This window comes from Streptosporangium sp. NPDC087985, from assembly GCF_044741965.1.
Lineage (GTDB): Bacteria > Actinomycetota > Actinomycetes > Streptosporangiales > Streptosporangiaceae > Streptosporangium.
The window spans coordinates 1-14,798 of the sequence record NZ_JBIUTQ010000013.1; the positions used below are offsets into that span (position 1 = coordinate 1).

Here is a 14,798-nt window from a genome sequence, read left to right on the forward strand (position 1 = left end):
TCGTCGTCGCCGTGGCCGGTGAGGAGGTCGTCGGCGGCCGCGGCGGTCGAGGGGGCGGCGAAGGCGTCCAGGCCGTCGGCGGGGAATCCGGTGGTGCGCAGGAGCGCGTCGGTCCACACCGACCAGCCGGTCTGGCCCAGGTTCATCTTCGTCACCGTGCACCGCCCGCGGGCCGGGGGTCGGTGATCTGCAGGCGGAGTTCGCTGAAGTAGCGGTTGCCGGCGTGGTCGGTGATCCAGGCCTGGTCGGGGGTGGGCAGGGCCTCGCTGATCGTGACGGACGTGTCGGGTCCGGCGGCACGCAGCATGGTGCACAGGGCATCGGTGTAGTGGGGGCTGGTGAGGTCGTAGTAGCAGGGTTTCACTTCGGTGCCGATCTTGAGGAAGATCTGGTCGGGAAGGTTGAGGTGGCCTTGCCAGGCGCGGGTGGCGAGGTAGCGTTCGCGCTCGGTGATGATGTCGGCGAGCCCGGTTCCGGCGACGGTGGTGCGCCAGGTCTCGCGGGCGATGACCAGCCGGTCGATGGTGATGCGGGGAGCGTGCGGGACGGGCATCGTGATTTTGAAAGCGTCGACGGCGAGCCCGTTGAGCATCCCGGCGAACATCTCGATCAGTGGCCAGCGGTGCCCGTCGGGTGCGGTGGCGACCAGTGTCCCGTCCTCGTCGGAGACGGTGACCGCGGTGGCCGGGAGCAGCTGGTCGGGGTCGGCGCCCGGCGCCGGCGCGAATCCCAGCAGTCTGTCGGTGACGCCGAGCAGGGACTCCGTGCCCCGTCCTCCCTGCCGGGGCCAGGTGGCGGGGTAGAGCAGCCGGACCCGGTGCTCGCCGGCGTCGGCGGACAGCTCGTCCCGCAGCCGGTCGACTTCGGGATGCCAGACGGTGAGGATGTTGCTGGCCAGTGTCGGCCAGGCGGCGTGCAGTTCGCCGAGGACCACCTGGTAGTCGCCGCGGTTGATCGCGTCGAGGTCGGTGGCGCAGATCTGCAGGTCGGGGCTGTGCAGCCGGGCGGTGGACCAGCCGGGCCGTTCGGCGGGGAAGAGCCGGGCGACCGGTTCGATCAGGTCGGCGGCGGACAGCTGGAGCCTGGTGTCTCCTTCCCGCAGGCCGAACAGGCTGGTCCAGCGCCGGGTGAACTCCTCGGCGACGTCGTCGGCGGGGCGCCGTCCGGTGCCCCAGAACAGGCCCTGGGCCAGGGACATCAGGTCGGCCAGCCGGACCGGGCCGTCGGTCTCCTCGCGTAGTTCGTCATGCAGTTCGCGCAGAGCCGTCCGGTAGGCCTCGGCGAGTTCCGCCGTCAGCCAGCGGGCGGTGGTGAGAGTGATGGCGAGGGGCGGGGCGAGATCGCTCAGGAGGGGGGCGCCGATGACCGCGTCGAGGTCGCGGGTGGTGTCCTCGTGACAGAGGGTGCGGCCGGCGTACATCTGTCCGTCGCGGCGGCGGGGTGGTGCTCCGGTGGTCGTGGTGAACTCCTGGTCGAGCGCGGCCAGGGCGGTTTTGAGCGCGGCCGGGTCGCCGGCGGCGGCGGCGACGGCGTCGCGGGCCGCGCACAGCCGGTCCAGTCCGGTCAGGGCATGCTGGTGGAGGTCGGGGTCGCCGATCGCGGTGATGCGGTCGCGGAGTGTTTCCTCAGTGGTGAGCGCGACGGGCAGGGCGGCGTCCCAGGTGAGGAGTTCACGTTCCACGAGTCGTTCCAGGAGCAGGTAGCCGTCTTCGGGGCGGGGCAGTCCGGCGACGATCTCGATGGCGGGGGTGCGGCCGTCACAGCGGGTCAGCAGCGCGGCTTCGGCCGGGGACAGCGGCAGCGGTGGTTGCAGGGGGCGCAGCAGGTGGCGTCCGTGCACGGTGAGGTGGGGTAGCAGCGCGGGCGGCCACCAGCGGCGGATCCGTGGGTCGGTGGCGAGGTGGTCGGCGTAGGCGTTGATCGCCCAGCCTTCGAAGAACACCCGGCGTTCGCGCAGCAGGTCTGGTCCGACGCGGATGTCGATGGTGCGGGGAGCGTGGGGGTCGAGGGTGATCCAGCAGACCGGTCCGAAGAAGCCGATGGTCTCGTTTTTGGCGCAGTAGCGCTGCCAGTAACGGACCACCGTCCGTTCCCGGGCGCGACGGCGCGCGTTGCGGTTGGCGCCGGGGCCCCCGGCGACCAGGCTGTCCAGGGCGACGAGTACGCCGGGGTTCTGCCAGGTGACGGCCTCGCGGAAGAGGGGATCGGCGGCGATGTCGCAGATCTTCCGGGCTCCGGCGGCGATCGCGTCGGCCAGTGCCTTGTCGAAGGTCTCGTCGTCGCCGTGGCCGGCGAGGAGGTCGTCGGCGGCCGCGGCGGCCGAGGGGGCGGCGAAGGCGTCCAGGCCGTCGGCGGGGAATCCGGTGGTCCGCAGGAGCGCGTCGGTCCACACCGACCAGCCGGTGTCGCCCAGGTTCATCTTCGTCACCGTGCACCGCCCACGGTCTGAAGGTCCGCTGCCAGGAGGGCGGTCAGCTCCGCCAGACGGTCCTGGAGGAAGAAGTGGCCGCCGTCCACGCGGTGCAGGACGAACCCGGCGGTGGTGTGCTGCTCCCAACCGGCCATCTGCTCCATTGAGACGGCCAGGTCGCGCGTGCCGGCGAAGGCTGTGATCGGTACCGGCAGCGGCGGTTCGGGCTGGTACACGTAATCGTCCAGCCAGGTGAAGTCCGCCCGCAGCGTCGGCAGCAGCAGCTCCAGCAGCTCCGGTTCGTCGGCGACCGCCTCGGGCACGCCGCCTCCGGCCACGATCCGGGCCACCAGCTCGTCGTCGGAGACGTGGGAGAGCCCGTCGAATGTGCTTGAACCTCCCAGGTGCGGCGCACGGGCGGCACCCACGTACAGCCGGGCCGGCGGGGGCGCACCGGTACGGCGCAGCAGCCGTGCCACCTCGAACGCGAGCCGCGCGCCCAGCGAGTGCCCGTACAGCGCGTAGGGGCGGCCGTCCTCGGCCGCGGCGTCGGCGACCGCGGTGGCCAGCTCGACCAGGTCGACCTCGGCCGGCTCGGCGATCCGGTTCTCCCGGCCCGGCAGCTGGACGCCCAGGACCTCCACGCCGGGAGCGAGAGCGGCCGGCCACGGATGGAACACACCCGCGCCCGCACCGGCGTACGGCAGGCAGAACAGTCGGGACGCCGCCCGAGGCAGGGGCCGCGGGCAACGGAACCAACGGGCCGTCAGGGTGGTCATCGGGTGCCTCCTGGCGGGTCGATCCAGTAGCGCTGTCGTTGGAAGGGATAGGTCGGCAGGGGTACCCGCCGACCCGGGACGGCGGAGCCGGAGGGCAGCTTCTCCGGCGCGCCGGTCTGGGACAACAGCCGGTCGGGGTCGAGCGCCGCGACGGCCTCGGCGAGGCTGCCGCACTCCACGACGGCTCGGTGGGCAAAGGAACGGCGTCCGGCCGTCAGGGTGTGCGCCACGTCGGCCGGTGACAGGTGCGGGTGGGCGGCGAGGTGGTCGCGCAGCCGTACGATCGCGGCGCGGAGAGCCTCGGGGGAGCGGGCGGAGACGGGGAGCAGGTACCGGCCTCCGGGGACAGGCGCCGTGGCCGGCGGCTCCGGCGCCTCGGCCACCAGCACGTGCGCGCCGGTGCCGCCGATGCCGATCGCGCTGACCCCGGCCACCCGCCGGCGGCCCTCGGGCCAGGGCGCCGTCTTGACGGGCAGATAGAACGGTCCACGCTCAAGGCCGAGCTGCGGGTTGGCGGAGTCGAGGTGCAGGTTGCCGGGGATCTGGCCGTGCCGTACGGACAGGACCGCCTTGATGAACCCCGCGATCCCGGAGGCGGCGTCCGTGTGGCCGATGTTGGTCTTGACCGCGCCCAGCGCGCAGTAGCCGGTGCCCCGCGCGCCGGCCGCCAGGAAGGCCCGGGTCAGCGCCTCCACCTCGATGGCGTCTCCCAGCGGCGTGCCGCTGCCGTGCGCCTCCACCAGGCCGACCTCGTCGGGGGAGATCCCCGCGTCGCCGAGGGACTCGGTCACCGCGGCCACCTGCCCGGCCAGGCCCGGTACGGCGAATCCGGCCCGGGCGGCACCGTCGTTGCCGATCGCCCAGCCGGGGATCACGGCGTACACGTGGTCGCCGTCGGCCAGGGCGTCGGCGAGCCGCTTCAGCGCCACCACGCCGCTCCCGCTGGAGAACCCCGAGCCGTTGGCCGCGGCGTCGAACGCGCGGCACCTGCCGTCGGGGGAGACCATCCCGCCGGGGGTGTGCCGGTACCGCGGCCACGTGACGTTGACACCGCCCGCCAGCGCGAGGTCGCAGCGGTGGTCGAGGAGGCTCTGGGCGGCCAGGCACACCGCGACCAGGGAGCTGGAACAGGCGGTCTGCACCGCGATCGCCGGGCCGGTCAGGCCGAGCCGGTAGGCGACCTGCCCCGGCAGGTGGTCGGAGCGCTGGTGGGGAAGGAGCCGGCCCTCCCAGTCGTCGGGGTCGTCCGGCGTTCCGGCCGCGGGGTTGCCGAACAGGTGGAAAAGGAAGTACCGGTTGGCCGAGGTGGAGGCGAACACACCGATCTGGCCGTCGAACCGGTCCGGGTCACATCCGGCGTCCTCCAGAGCCTCCCAGGCCGTCTCCAGGAACAGCCGGTGCTGTGGATCGGTGCGGGCGGCCTCGTCGGCGCCGAATCCGAAGAACTCCGCGTCGAAGTCCGTGACCCCGTTCAGCTTCCCACCGGCCTTCACGTGCGCGGGGTCGGCCAGCAACCTCGCGCCGATGCCCAGCTCGCGCAGTTCCGCGTCCGGGTAGTCCCAGATGGCGTCCACCCCGTCGGACAGCACGGACCAGAACGCGGCGGGGTCGGGCGCACCGGGGAACCGGCAGGCCAGGCCGACCACCGCGATGTGGTCGTCGTGGTCGTCGGGGTCGATGAGGTCGTGGTCGTCGGCGTCGGTGACCGCCGGGCCGACCGGCCGGAGGGGCGACGGGGTGGCCGTCGCGGACAGGGCCCGGGCCTGCGCGCGCACCGTGGTGTGCTCGAACAGCATCATCATCGGTACCGGCGTCCCGAACGTGTCGGACAGTCGCTGCTGGAGCCGTCCCAGGAGCAGAGAGTGGCCGCCGGCGTCGAAGAACGGCTCGGTCACGCCGATCCGGGCCAGGCCGAGTAAGTCGCACCAGGCGTCGTGCACCGTGGCCTCGGCGGGCGTGGCCGGCCGTTCACCGGCGCGGACGGGTCCCGGCGCGGGCAGGGCGTGGATGTCCACCTTGCCGGTCGGGGTGAGCGGCAGTGCGTCGAGCACCACGATCGCCGAGGGCACCAGGTAGTCCGGGAGGACCTCGGCCGCGGTCCGCCGCAGCGCGGCCGGATCCGGTACGGCGGCGCCGGAAGGCTGGACGTGGGCGACGAGCCTGTCGCCGGCGAGCGTGACCACGGCCCTGGCCACTCCCGGCTGTCCCGCCAGGTGGGCCTCCACCTCGGCCGGTTCGACCCGGAAACCGCGCACCTTGATCTGCCGGTCCAGCCTGCCCAGGCAGACCAGCGTGCCGTCGGGGAGTTCGCGTCCGAGATCTCCGGTGCGGTACAGCCGGCCGCCGTGGTCGGTGGTGAACCGTTCGGCGGTGCGCTCCGGATCCCGCCAGTACCCCAGCGCCAGGTACGGGCTGCGGATGGCGATCTCACCTTCGCCGGCGTCGGCGTCCAGCAGCACCACCTCGTAGCCCGGCAGTGCGCTCCCGATCGGCATCAGGGGACCGGCGTCCGGCCCGGCGTCGGGCCCCGCGTCCGGCTTGGGCTCCGGCGAGTCGAAGGAGATCTGGTAGTGGGCCACGAAGGTGGCCTCGGTGGCCCCGTAGCCGTTCACGAACCGGCAGGCGTCGGAGAAACGCCCCCGGCCCGCGGCCACGTCGGACCTGGTGACCCGCTCGCCGCCGAGCAGCACGGTGCGTACCGAGGGCAGCCGGCCGCCGGGCCCCAGTGCGTCGAGCACGTACCGGTAGAGCGTCGGGGTGGAGTGGTAGACGGTCACACCCGGGTCGGCCAGGCGGCGCACCAGCTCGTCCGGCCCGAGAGTGCGGACGTCGATCGGGACGACGGCCGCGCCGGTCAGCAGCGCGGGGTAGATGTCCGGGATGGCGGCGTCGAAGCTGACCGAGGCGAGCAGGCTGAGCCGGTCCGCGGAGGTGATCGACAGGCTTTCGATCTGGTTGCCGACGCAGTGCGCCAGGTTGCGGTGGCTCTGGGCCACCCCCTTGGGTGTGCCGGTGGATCCGGAGGTGTATCGCAGGTAGGCCAGGCTGTCGGGCTCGATCGTCCCGGCGGTCGTCGGCGTCGCCGGGGTCGCGTCTTCGACGAAGACCACCTCGCGGGACCGTTCCCCGAGGAGGGCCCGGGCGAGTGCCTCGTGCTTCCGTGAGGTGACCAGCACGGTCACATCGGCATCGTCAAGCATGTACGCCAGCCGCGGCGCCGGATACGACGGGTCCAGCGGGACGTAGACGCAGCCGGAGAGCAGGGTCCCCATGATCGCGGCGATGACCCCCGCGTCATGGCCGGCCAGCAGACCGACGCGTGCCCCCGGCCGGCATCCCGCCGCGGCGACGAGGTTCCTGATGCCACCGGCGGCGGCGGCCAGCTCGGCGTAGGTGACCGAGGAATCGGCCGAATGGATTGCGACGCGTCCGGGATTGCTTTTTACGACATTGAGGAATCGGCCGACTACCGTATGTTGCATTATCCGAATTCCTGCACGTTTCTCACTATCTGGATCCGCCGTTATCCGTGTTACGTCGGTATGCGTGATTTGCGGCTCGCTGACACATGGAACGGTAAAGGGCGGACATTGCTGATCATTGGCCGTACGATTGCTACGTCCGCAAACGTGGCTATTTATGGCTTAGATGTCGTTTCTCGCGCCGGATCAGCGAGGGACCCGGGCGGGGGACGAAAATGACCGTCGACAAGGCTGTTGCCGCGTACGATTTCCAGGTGCTCGGGCCGCTCCGGGTCTGCCAGGACGGGATCACTGTGGCGTTACCGGCACGCCATCCCCGCATGCTCCTCGCCGTACTGCTCCTGCACGACGGCGAGGTCGTCGCCGAGGGGCGGCTGCTGGAGCAGGTGTGGGGCCACAACGTCGGCAGCATGATCGCTCTGCGTACCGCCGTGTCGCGGTTGCGCTCCTGGCTGCGCGGCACGATCGGCGCGGCCGCCTCCCTTGAGCACGTCGACGGCGGCTACCGGCTGCGGCTACCGGACGGGTCCGTCGACGCCGCCCGGTTCCGCGCCGCCCTGGCCGCCGACTCCGACACCGCCGGCGTCGCCCCCCACAAGCGTCTGGCCGCCCTGATGAACGCGCTCGAACAGTGGCGTGGCCCTGTGCTGGAGGGTGCCCCCGACGGTGTGCGGGACGACTCCGCGGTACGGGCTCTGGACGACGATCACGCCATGTGCGTGCGGAGGCTGGCCACGCTCTCCATCTCGGTCCAGGCCCCCGAGCCGCTGTTGCCGAGAACCCGTGCCCTGGCCCGGGCCCGCCCGTTCGACGAGCCGTTGCACACGCGCCTGATCGAGCTGTACGCCGCCTGCGGCCGGCCCGCCGAGGCGCTCATGGAGTACGAGCGGCTGAGATCCCGGCTCGCCGACGAGCTGGGCGTCGCGCCCAGCGTGGAGGCGCAACGCGCCTACCTCACCGTGCTCGGCCAGGACCCTCCGATGCTCGGCGGGTTCGAGCGGACCTACGGCACGGGATGGGGGCGTCCGGTCGTGCCCCACCAGGTTCCCGCCGCCATCGCCGACTTCACGGGGCGGGACAAGGTGACCGCCGTACTCCTCGACCACCTGGGCGAGGGGTTGAACGATCCGACGCGGCCGGCCGCGATGATCGCGGGTGTCACCGGTCCCGCCGGGGTGGGCAAGTCCACCCTGGCCGTGCACGTGGCCCACCTGCTGATGTCGACGTACACCGACGGCCAGCTCTACGCCGACCTGGGCGGCACCGGGGCCGCCCCTGAATCCCCGGCCCACGTGCTCGGGCGGTTCCTGCGGGCGCTCGGAGTCGGACAGATCGCGGTCCCGGAGGACCTGGCCGAGCGCGCGGCCCTGTACCGCAGCCTCATGAACAGCCGTCGCATCCTGGTCGTGCTGGACGACGCCGTGGGGGAGGCACAGGTAAGGCCGCTGCTCCCCGGCTCCCCGGCGTGCTCGGTCCTCATCACCAGCCGGTCCCGGCTGGTGGGCTTCAGCGGTGCGAGGATCGTGGATCTCGACCGGTTCGACGTCGATCACGCCATCCACCTGCTGGCGACCATCATCGGCCCCGAACGGGTGGCCGCCGAACCCGAGGCCGCGGCCGAGCTGGTCCAGCTGTGCGGCAGGCTCCCGCTGGCGGTGCGCATCTGCGGCGCCCGGCTCGCCGCCCGCCCGCACTGGCCGCTCGCCGGCCTGACCACCGCGTTGCGTGACGAACATCGCCGCCTGGACGAGCTGAGCGTCGCGGACCTGGCTGTGCGGGACGGGCTGCGGCAGAGCTACTCACGGATAGGGGACGATGTCCGGCGGACTCTGGCCCAGCTGGCCCGGCTGGGGCCGGTCGAGTTCGAGCTCGGTACCGTCGCCGCCGTCTGCGGCCTGAACCACACCGCCGCCGAAGCCCATCTGGACGCCCTGGTCGAGGCCCGGTCCGTCTCGGTGGTCGACACCGGCCAGGCCGGGCGGTTCCACTACCGCCTCGACGACCTGGTCCGGCTGTTCGTCCTCGACCCGGGCGTGGCGCGGCCGTCAGGCTGACAGCGGCTCCCGGGCTCTCCGCCGTCCACGCTCGGCGGGGACCGGCCGGCCTACTTTTTGCAGATGTTCTGGGTCGCGGTCCTGGCCGTCGGGGTCGCCACCGGGACCGGCGTCGGGGAGGGGGACGGCTTGGCGGCCTCCTTGACGGTGACCTTCTTGGCGCCGGGGTACTGCCGGCCGACGACCACCTCGATCCGGTTGCCGAGGTTCTCCACCAGACGGACGTCGACCCCGGGCAGCGCGGCGGCCAGGGTCCGGGCCGAGTCCTCGCGGCCGGGGCCGTACTGGATGACCGTCCTGTCGTGGTTCCTCTCCAGGGTGTCGCCGGCGGCTTCGGGCACCAGGAACCCGGCCTTCAGCAGGTCGGCCCTGGTCCGCGCGCCGAGGCCGGTGATCGAGGTGCCGTTGAGCACCTTGACCGAGATCCGCGAGGGCGGCACGGTCAGCGCGGGGGCCGAGGGGGACGGTGTCACGGAAGGCGTCGGCGTCGGGGTGGGAGTGGGCTTGGCGGGCTTGACGAGCGGCTCGTCGGCGGCGATCCGGCGGAACAGCTCGCCGGCCGCCTGCTTGTCCCAGAGCACGGCGGACTCGCCGGTCGGCGTCCGGTAGTCGACGTTGGAGAGCGGGACCGTGGCGAAGGCCACGTCGTCGGTGGAGACGTCCCTGAGCTGGCCGGCCAGGCCGAGCAGGTCCTTGCGGAGCGCCTCGTCCACCCGGAGCGTGCCGAGGGCGGTGTTGACGAACGAGGTGAGCTTGACCGGGTTGGTCAGCGTGCCGCCGCTCAGCGCCTGGTGCAGCAGGGCTGAGATGACCTGCTGCTGGCGGTCGATGCGGTCGAGGTCGGAACGGGGGGTGGCCCGGGTGCGGGCGTAGGAGAGAGCCTTGACCCCGTCGAGGGAGTAGGTGCCGGGCTGGAGCTTGAGCCCCGTCTTCGAGTCGTCGATCGCGACCGGGGTGCACACCGAGACGCCTCCCAGCGCGTCGACCACCTCGATGAAGCCGAGCACGTTGACCTCGACATAGTGGTGGATGGGCAGCCCGGTGACGTTCTGCACCGTCCGTACGGCGAGCTTCGGGCCGCCGAACTGGTAGGCAGAGTTGATCTTGTGCTGGCCCTTGCCGGGGATCGTCGTCCAGGTGTCGCGGGGGAGGCTGACCACGGTGACCCTGGTGTGGTCCTCCGACAGGTGAAGCACCATCATGGTGTCGGTCCGCTCGCCGCTCTCCCGGCCCAGCTTGAGCTGGTTCTGCTGCCGGCGGGTGAGGTCGTCACGCCGGTCCAGGCCGACCACCAGGATGTTCATCGCACCGGTGGACTGCGATCCAGGCACGCCCGCGTCGACCGACTCGATCTTGCTGGCCGCGTAGTTCGGCAGTGCCCACGTCACGCCGGAACCGCCCAGCACCACGGTGGAGAGCGCGGCGGTGACCAGCAGGTTGCGACGCCGGGAGCGGGCTCCCCTGGCGGACCTGCGGTCACGCCTGGGATCCAACCGGACCTTGCCGTAGGCGTCACCGCCCACCTGCACCCCCGAGTCGGTCTCTTCCGGGTCGCGCATGCATGGCCCCCTAGGCTCTGCCGGGTCGATGAGGTACCCGTCCGTACAGTAGCGTGAGCGACGCCATGAAGCAGTTCCCCGACTCGCATGCGCCGGCGTCGTCTCCCGAGACACGTGTCTGGCCCCCCATCTCCATCGTCATCCCGGTGCTGAACGAGGAGCGCCATCTACGGGAGGCGGTGCGCCAGGTCCTGTCGCAGCAGTACGAGGGACCGATCGAGGTCGTGCTCGCGATCGGCCCCTCCCAGGACCGCACCCAGGAGGTCGCGGACGCGATCGCGGCCGAGGACCCACGGGTGACCGTGGTCCCGAACCCGACCGGACGCACTCCCAACGCCCTCAACGCCGCCATCGGCGCGTCCCGCAACGAGATCATCGCCCGCGTGGACGGCCATGCCATGCTCCCGGAGGACTACCTCCGGGTCGCCGTGGAGACGCTTGAGGAGACCGGTGCCGACAACGTCGGCGGCATCATGGCCGCCGAGGGGGTGACGCCGTTCGAGAAGGCCGTGGCCTGTGCCATGACCTCCAAGATCGGTGTCGGCGGCGCCCGCTTCCACACCGGCGGCACCGCGGGCCCGGCCGACACGGTCTACCTCGGCGTCTTCCGCCGCGCGGCACTGGAGCGGGTCGGCGGCTACGACGAGCACTTCCAGCGGGCGCAGGACTGGGAGATGAACCACCGCATCCGCGAGACGGGCGGTCTGGTCTGGTTCCAGCCCCGGATGCGGGTCTCCTACCGGCCGAGGCCCACCGTCAAGGCCCTCGCCAAGCAGTACTTCCACTACGGCCGCTGGCGCAGGGTGGTCGCCCGCACCCACGAGGGCACGATCAACCTGCGTTACCTGGCGCCCCCGGCGGCCGTGCTGGCCATCATCGCCGGCCTGGTCGTCTCCCCGTTCTTCTGGCCGGGCCTGCTCATCCCCGGCGCCTACCTGGCGGCGATCCTGGCCGGTTCGGCGGTCACCGGCGGCGGCCTGCCCGCGGCCTCCCTCGTCCGGCTGCCGCTGGTCTACGTCACCATGCACATGTCATGGGGGTGGGGCTTCCTCACGAGCCCGAAACGGCTCGCCAAGCCCGCCAGGAAGTGAGGCCGGCCGCGCGCGGGGGAGCGGCGTCACCTCAGCCGCCCCCGCGCGCGGCGCGCTCGTAGGCGCCGTTCACGGCGTCGTTGAGGCGGGCCATCGCGTCCGGGTCGGAGCCGAGCAGGTAGGTCCTGAGCTTGCGCCTGGCGGCCGCCAGCGGGTCCTCCCCGCCGCGTTCCAGGGCCGCCAGGACGGCGGGCAGCTCTTCCAGGTCCTCGGTGAGCAGGTAACCGGCCTCCGCGCTGGGATACCGTTCGCGGAAAGCCCGTTCCGGGAGCCCCGCCACGTTGGTCACCACGTACGGCTTGCCGCTGGCGATGAAGTCCGCCACCAGGCTGGAGATGTCGGTGATCAGCAGGTCGGCCTGGTTGAAGCAGTCGTAGAGGGACCGTTCGGGTCCGGTGACGGCCTCGTGCCTGATCGGCTCGGCCTGGGCCGTACCGGCGGGGTGGCGGGCGATGGACCGGGACAGCTCCGCCCTCTCCAGCATCGTGAGGATCTCCCGGTGGGCGTCGCGCGCGGCCGGGTTGCGGTAACCGGTCAGCGGGTGCGGCCGGTAGATCACCCGGAGCGCGGGGGAGCGGGCCAGCAGGGTGCGGACGATCGCCGTCCCCATCGTGATGATCGAGGTGTGGAACAGGTCGTCGGTCCACCCCTCCCAGGTGGGGGCGTAGAGAACGGTGCGGTACGGCAGGCCGGGGCCGGTGGTGTGAACCCCCGTGAGCTGAGGCCGTCCCACCTCGTGGATGTCCTCGTCGCGCACGCCCACCCGGGCGCGGAGGTAGCGGTCGCGACCGGCCTGCCCGGCCACCCAGACCTCGTCGTAGACCTTGGTGAACGGATTGAACGACGCCTCCTTGTCGCTGTCCCCGTGGCCCACGAAGACGCTGCGCAGCCCCCGGATGCGCAGCATGTGGATGTTCTTGCCGACATTGGACGGATAGAGGCACACCCGGGCGGAGCCCAGCGCTCCGAAGCTCATCAGGTCGGCCGCCGACGGGATGCAGACCACCGGGAGTGAGGTCTCCCCCAGCAGCCGGAGCATGCTCGTCTCCCGCAGGACCACCACGACCCGCCGGTCGATCCGCTCCAGCGGGCGCAGCCACATGGTGGCCTGGTAGGCCGAGTCGTCCGGTCCGGAGAAATAGAGGATCACCTCCGGCCGGTAGCCGTTGAGGCGTCTGCCGACCGTCTTCAACATGACGCGCCGGTTCCTGAGCGGCCCGATCCTGCGCAGGTGGGGCAGCATTCCGATCACGCCCCCGGTCCCGAGGCCGAGCGCGATCACCGCTCCGGCCGCGCCCTGGTAGCCGGTGCCGAGCAGCGCGTCCAGTGTCGCGCCGCCGACCGGCAGCATGTCGAGGTAGAGCATCCGCATGCTGCCGTAGCCGACCAGGATGTCCGGTGGAGGCGCCGGGGGTTCCACCGCGCCGTCGATGTTGCGGGTCAGCACTGGAATCCGGTTGAGGACGCGGGTGTGGGCGATCGCCAGCCCGGTCTGCAGGGCCCGCACGCCGTGGAACGTGAACAGCCCCAGGACCAGGGCCGTGAACCAGGGCGAGTCGGTGCCCGCCGTACGCGCGACCAGGAGGACTGCGGCCATCTCGCGGACCATGAACCGTAGTGTGACGCCCAGGTGCACGCTGCTCAGCAGGTCGATCAGCTTCCGGGCCCGCCGCCTGGCGACGATCTCCGCCCCGTAGGACAGCGTGCAGAACGCCAGGAAGAGCCACGGCCGGGGCCACAGTGCGGAGATGACGAGCGGCGGGTACGAGCCGAGCACGGCCGCGCACGCCATCGAGGCACGAGGGTCACGCTTCATCTTCCGACGCTAACCGCGCGCCGATGTCCGCCCTGGTAGGCGCGCTGTGTCAGCTCCCGTCGAGGCGGACGTCGATCACGTGCCCGGTGAGGTCGGAGATGAGCACGTCCATGGAGGTCTGGGCGACGGCGCGCGGTGAGAGCAGGGTATGGGCCGGTTCCTCGCCAAAGGCGCGGACCCGCATCGGGGTGCTGGTCCGCTCCGGGTTGACGCAGTTGACCCGCACGCCGTACTCGGCCCACTCGTCGGCGAGCGCCTGGGTCAGGTTCACCACGGCGGCCTTCGTCGAGGAGTAGAGGCTGTAGTCGGCCCGGCCCCTGGTGTAGGAGGAGGAGGTGTAGAGCAGCAGGTGGCCCCGGGTCTCGCGGAGGTGGCCGATGGCCGCCCTGGCGATGTTGACGGGGCCGAGGTAGTTCACGCCCACGGTCTCGGCGATCGTGGCGTCGTTCACGTCGCCCAGCTTGCCCATGTGCAGCACGCCGGCGGTGTTGACCACGTAGTCGATCCTGCCGGTCTCCTTGGCCGCGTGGGCGAGCGCGTCGCTCACCGCCCCGGCGTCCTCGATGCGCACCCCGTTCAGCGACCGGGAGAAGGAGAACACCTCGGCGCCGTGGTGCTCGGCCAGAGCGACCACGTCGGCGCCGATGCCGTAGCTGCCGCCGAAGACCACCATGGTCCTGCCCTCCATCGCCTCCCGGTAGGCGAGGGGGGAGGGGCGCGGGGCGCTGCCCGCGGCGAGCTGGAAGAGTTTGTCGGCGATGAAGACGTCCACCGGATGGGTGACCTTCATGTTGTGCTCGCTGCCCGGCACGATGTAGATCGGCACGTCGGGCAGGTAGCGCAGCACCACACCGCAGTCGTCGGTGGGCGGCCGGCTGCCGAAGTCGGGGTCGGCGAAGGCCCGCTCGTAGGCCTCGCGGATCACCGAGAGCCGGAAGCACTGCGGCGTCTGGCCGCGGCGCAGCCTGGAACGCTCGGGAATGTCGCGGATGATCTCCCCGCGCGGTCCGGGGGCGGCCACCACGACCGTGTCGGAGCTCGGGATCGCCACGTCGACGGCCGAGTAGACCTTCAGGGCCTCCACGCACTCGGTGATGATCCGGGGCTCCAGCAGCGGCCTCACGGCGTCGTGCAGGAGCACGTCGCACTCCTGCGTGCCCAGGGCCCGCAGCGCCCGCCAGGTGGTGTCGGTACGGCTCGCACCACCCTCCAGGATCTTGCTGACCTTCCTGAAGCCGTTGCGGGCGACGAGCCGCTCCACGTCCTCGGTGAAGCCCGGGGTCATCAGCACGATGATCTCGTCGATCTCCGGGGCGGAGTCGAACAGGGCGAGCGTGTGCTCCAGGATCGTCTTCCCGGCGATCTTCACGAGCTGTTTGGGGGTGTTCAGGCCGACACGCTGGCCGACTCCACCGGCAAGGATGACCCCGACGGTGCGGAGACGTGGTTCAAGAGCGGCCAAGATCTGCTTCCTTCAACGGTGCGGATACGGCGAGCGTAATGGGTGCTTACCCGATCGCAGGTCGCGCTCTCGTGCTATCCAGTCAAGATCTCGCTACGCTAAGTGCGCACTCCCCGGTTCGCACGGTGATCCCGTCGGATACGAA

General features: G+C 71.6%; 8 protein-coding genes. 2 read left to right on the forward strand and 6 right to left on the reverse strand.

Translation table 11 applies throughout. The annotated features are described in order from the left end of the window. Window positions 1-151 precede the first annotated feature (151 nt). Genes ACIN94_RS22130 through ACIN94_RS22140 form a run of 3 tightly spaced genes read right to left on the reverse strand, consistent with a single transcriptional unit; the run spans window position 152 to window position 6,671 of the window. Window positions 152-2,419 (reverse strand): lantibiotic dehydratase, encoded by a 2,268-nt coding sequence (locus tag ACIN94_RS22130; protein WP_400708854.1) that lies wholly within the window; start codon window positions 2,417-2,419, stop codon window positions 152-154. 5 nt (window positions 2,420-2,424) lie between these two features. Beyond that, window positions 2,425-3,189 carry a thioesterase II family protein gene (locus ACIN94_RS22135; protein ID WP_400708856.1) on the reverse strand — a complete coding sequence of 255 codons (765 nt, stop codon included), beginning with the start codon at window positions 3,187-3,189 and terminating at the stop codon, window positions 2,425-2,427. Further along, the gene (locus ACIN94_RS22140; RefSeq protein ID WP_400708858.1) at window positions 3,186-6,671 is read right to left on the reverse strand and encodes an amino acid adenylation domain-containing protein; all 3,486 of its coding nucleotides are present in this window, start codon (window positions 6,669-6,671) and stop codon (window positions 3,186-3,188) included. The genes ACIN94_RS22135 and ACIN94_RS22140 overlap by 4 nt, the downstream gene beginning before the upstream one ends. Window positions 6,672-6,886: 215 nt before the next feature. On the opposite strand from ACIN94_RS22140, the gene ACIN94_RS22145 reads away from it, so the two are divergent. Then, window positions 6,887-8,725 (forward strand): BTAD domain-containing putative transcriptional regulator, encoded by a 1,839-nt coding sequence (locus ACIN94_RS22145; protein WP_400708860.1) that lies wholly within the window; start codon window positions 6,887-6,889, stop codon window positions 8,723-8,725. A gap of 50 nt (window positions 8,726-8,775) precedes the next feature. Here ACIN94_RS22145 and ACIN94_RS22150 read toward each other — a convergent pair whose 3' ends face one another. Beyond that, the gene (locus ACIN94_RS22150) at window positions 8,776-10,284 is read right to left on the reverse strand and encodes an LCP family protein (protein ID WP_400708862.1); all 1,509 of its coding nucleotides are present in this window, start codon (window positions 10,282-10,284) and stop codon (window positions 8,776-8,778) included. Window positions 10,285-10,349: 65 nt separating this feature from the next. Between ACIN94_RS22150 and ACIN94_RS22155 the strand changes: the two genes are divergently transcribed. Continuing rightward, window positions 10,350-11,375: a glycosyltransferase family 2 protein gene (locus ACIN94_RS22155; RefSeq protein WP_400709222.1), complete on the forward strand. Its 1,026-nt coding sequence runs from the start codon at window positions 10,350-10,352 to the stop codon at window positions 11,373-11,375. Window positions 11,376-11,406: 31 nt separating this feature from the next. On the opposite strand, the gene ACIN94_RS22160 is transcribed toward ACIN94_RS22155, so the two are convergent. Continuing rightward, a complete protein-coding gene (locus tag ACIN94_RS22160; protein ID WP_400708864.1) occupies window positions 11,407-13,191 on the reverse strand; it encodes a CDP-glycerol glycerophosphotransferase family protein in 1,785 nt (594 codons plus the stop codon). Window positions 13,192-13,240: 49 nt separating this feature from the next. Next, window positions 13,241-14,653 (reverse strand): SDR family NAD(P)-dependent oxidoreductase, encoded by a 1,413-nt coding sequence (locus tag ACIN94_RS22165; RefSeq protein WP_400708868.1) that lies wholly within the window; start codon window positions 14,651-14,653, stop codon window positions 13,241-13,243. Window positions 14,654-14,798 lie beyond the last annotated feature (145 nt).

What these genes read in the sequence shown, in the direction of transcription:
- ACIN94_RS22145 (WP_400708860.1), top strand. Translation starts at nt 6,887, where the DNA reads ATGACCGTCGACAAGGCTGTTGCCGCGTACGATTTCCAGGTGCTCGGG.
- ACIN94_RS22140 (WP_400708858.1), bottom strand. Translation starts at nt 6,671, where the DNA reads ATGCAACATACGGTAGTCGGCCGATTCCTCAATGTCGTAAAAAGCAAT.
- ACIN94_RS22150 (WP_400708862.1), bottom strand. Translation starts at nt 10,284, where the DNA reads ATGCGCGACCCGGAAGAGACCGACTCGGGGGTGCAGGTGGGCGGTGAC.
- ACIN94_RS22135 (WP_400708856.1), bottom strand. Translation starts at nt 3,189, where the DNA reads ATGACCACCCTGACGGCCCGTTGGTTCCGTTGCCCGCGGCCCCTGCCT.
- ACIN94_RS22130 (WP_400708854.1), bottom strand. Translation starts at nt 2,419, where the DNA reads ATGAACCTGGGCGACACCGGCTGGTCGGTGTGGACCGACGCGCTCCTG.
- ACIN94_RS22160 (WP_400708864.1), bottom strand. Translation starts at nt 13,191, where the DNA reads ATGAAGCGTGACCCTCGTGCCTCGATGGCGTGCGCGGCCGTGCTCGGC.
- ACIN94_RS22155 (WP_400709222.1), top strand. Translation starts at nt 10,350, where the DNA reads ATGAAGCAGTTCCCCGACTCGCATGCGCCGGCGTCGTCTCCCGAGACA.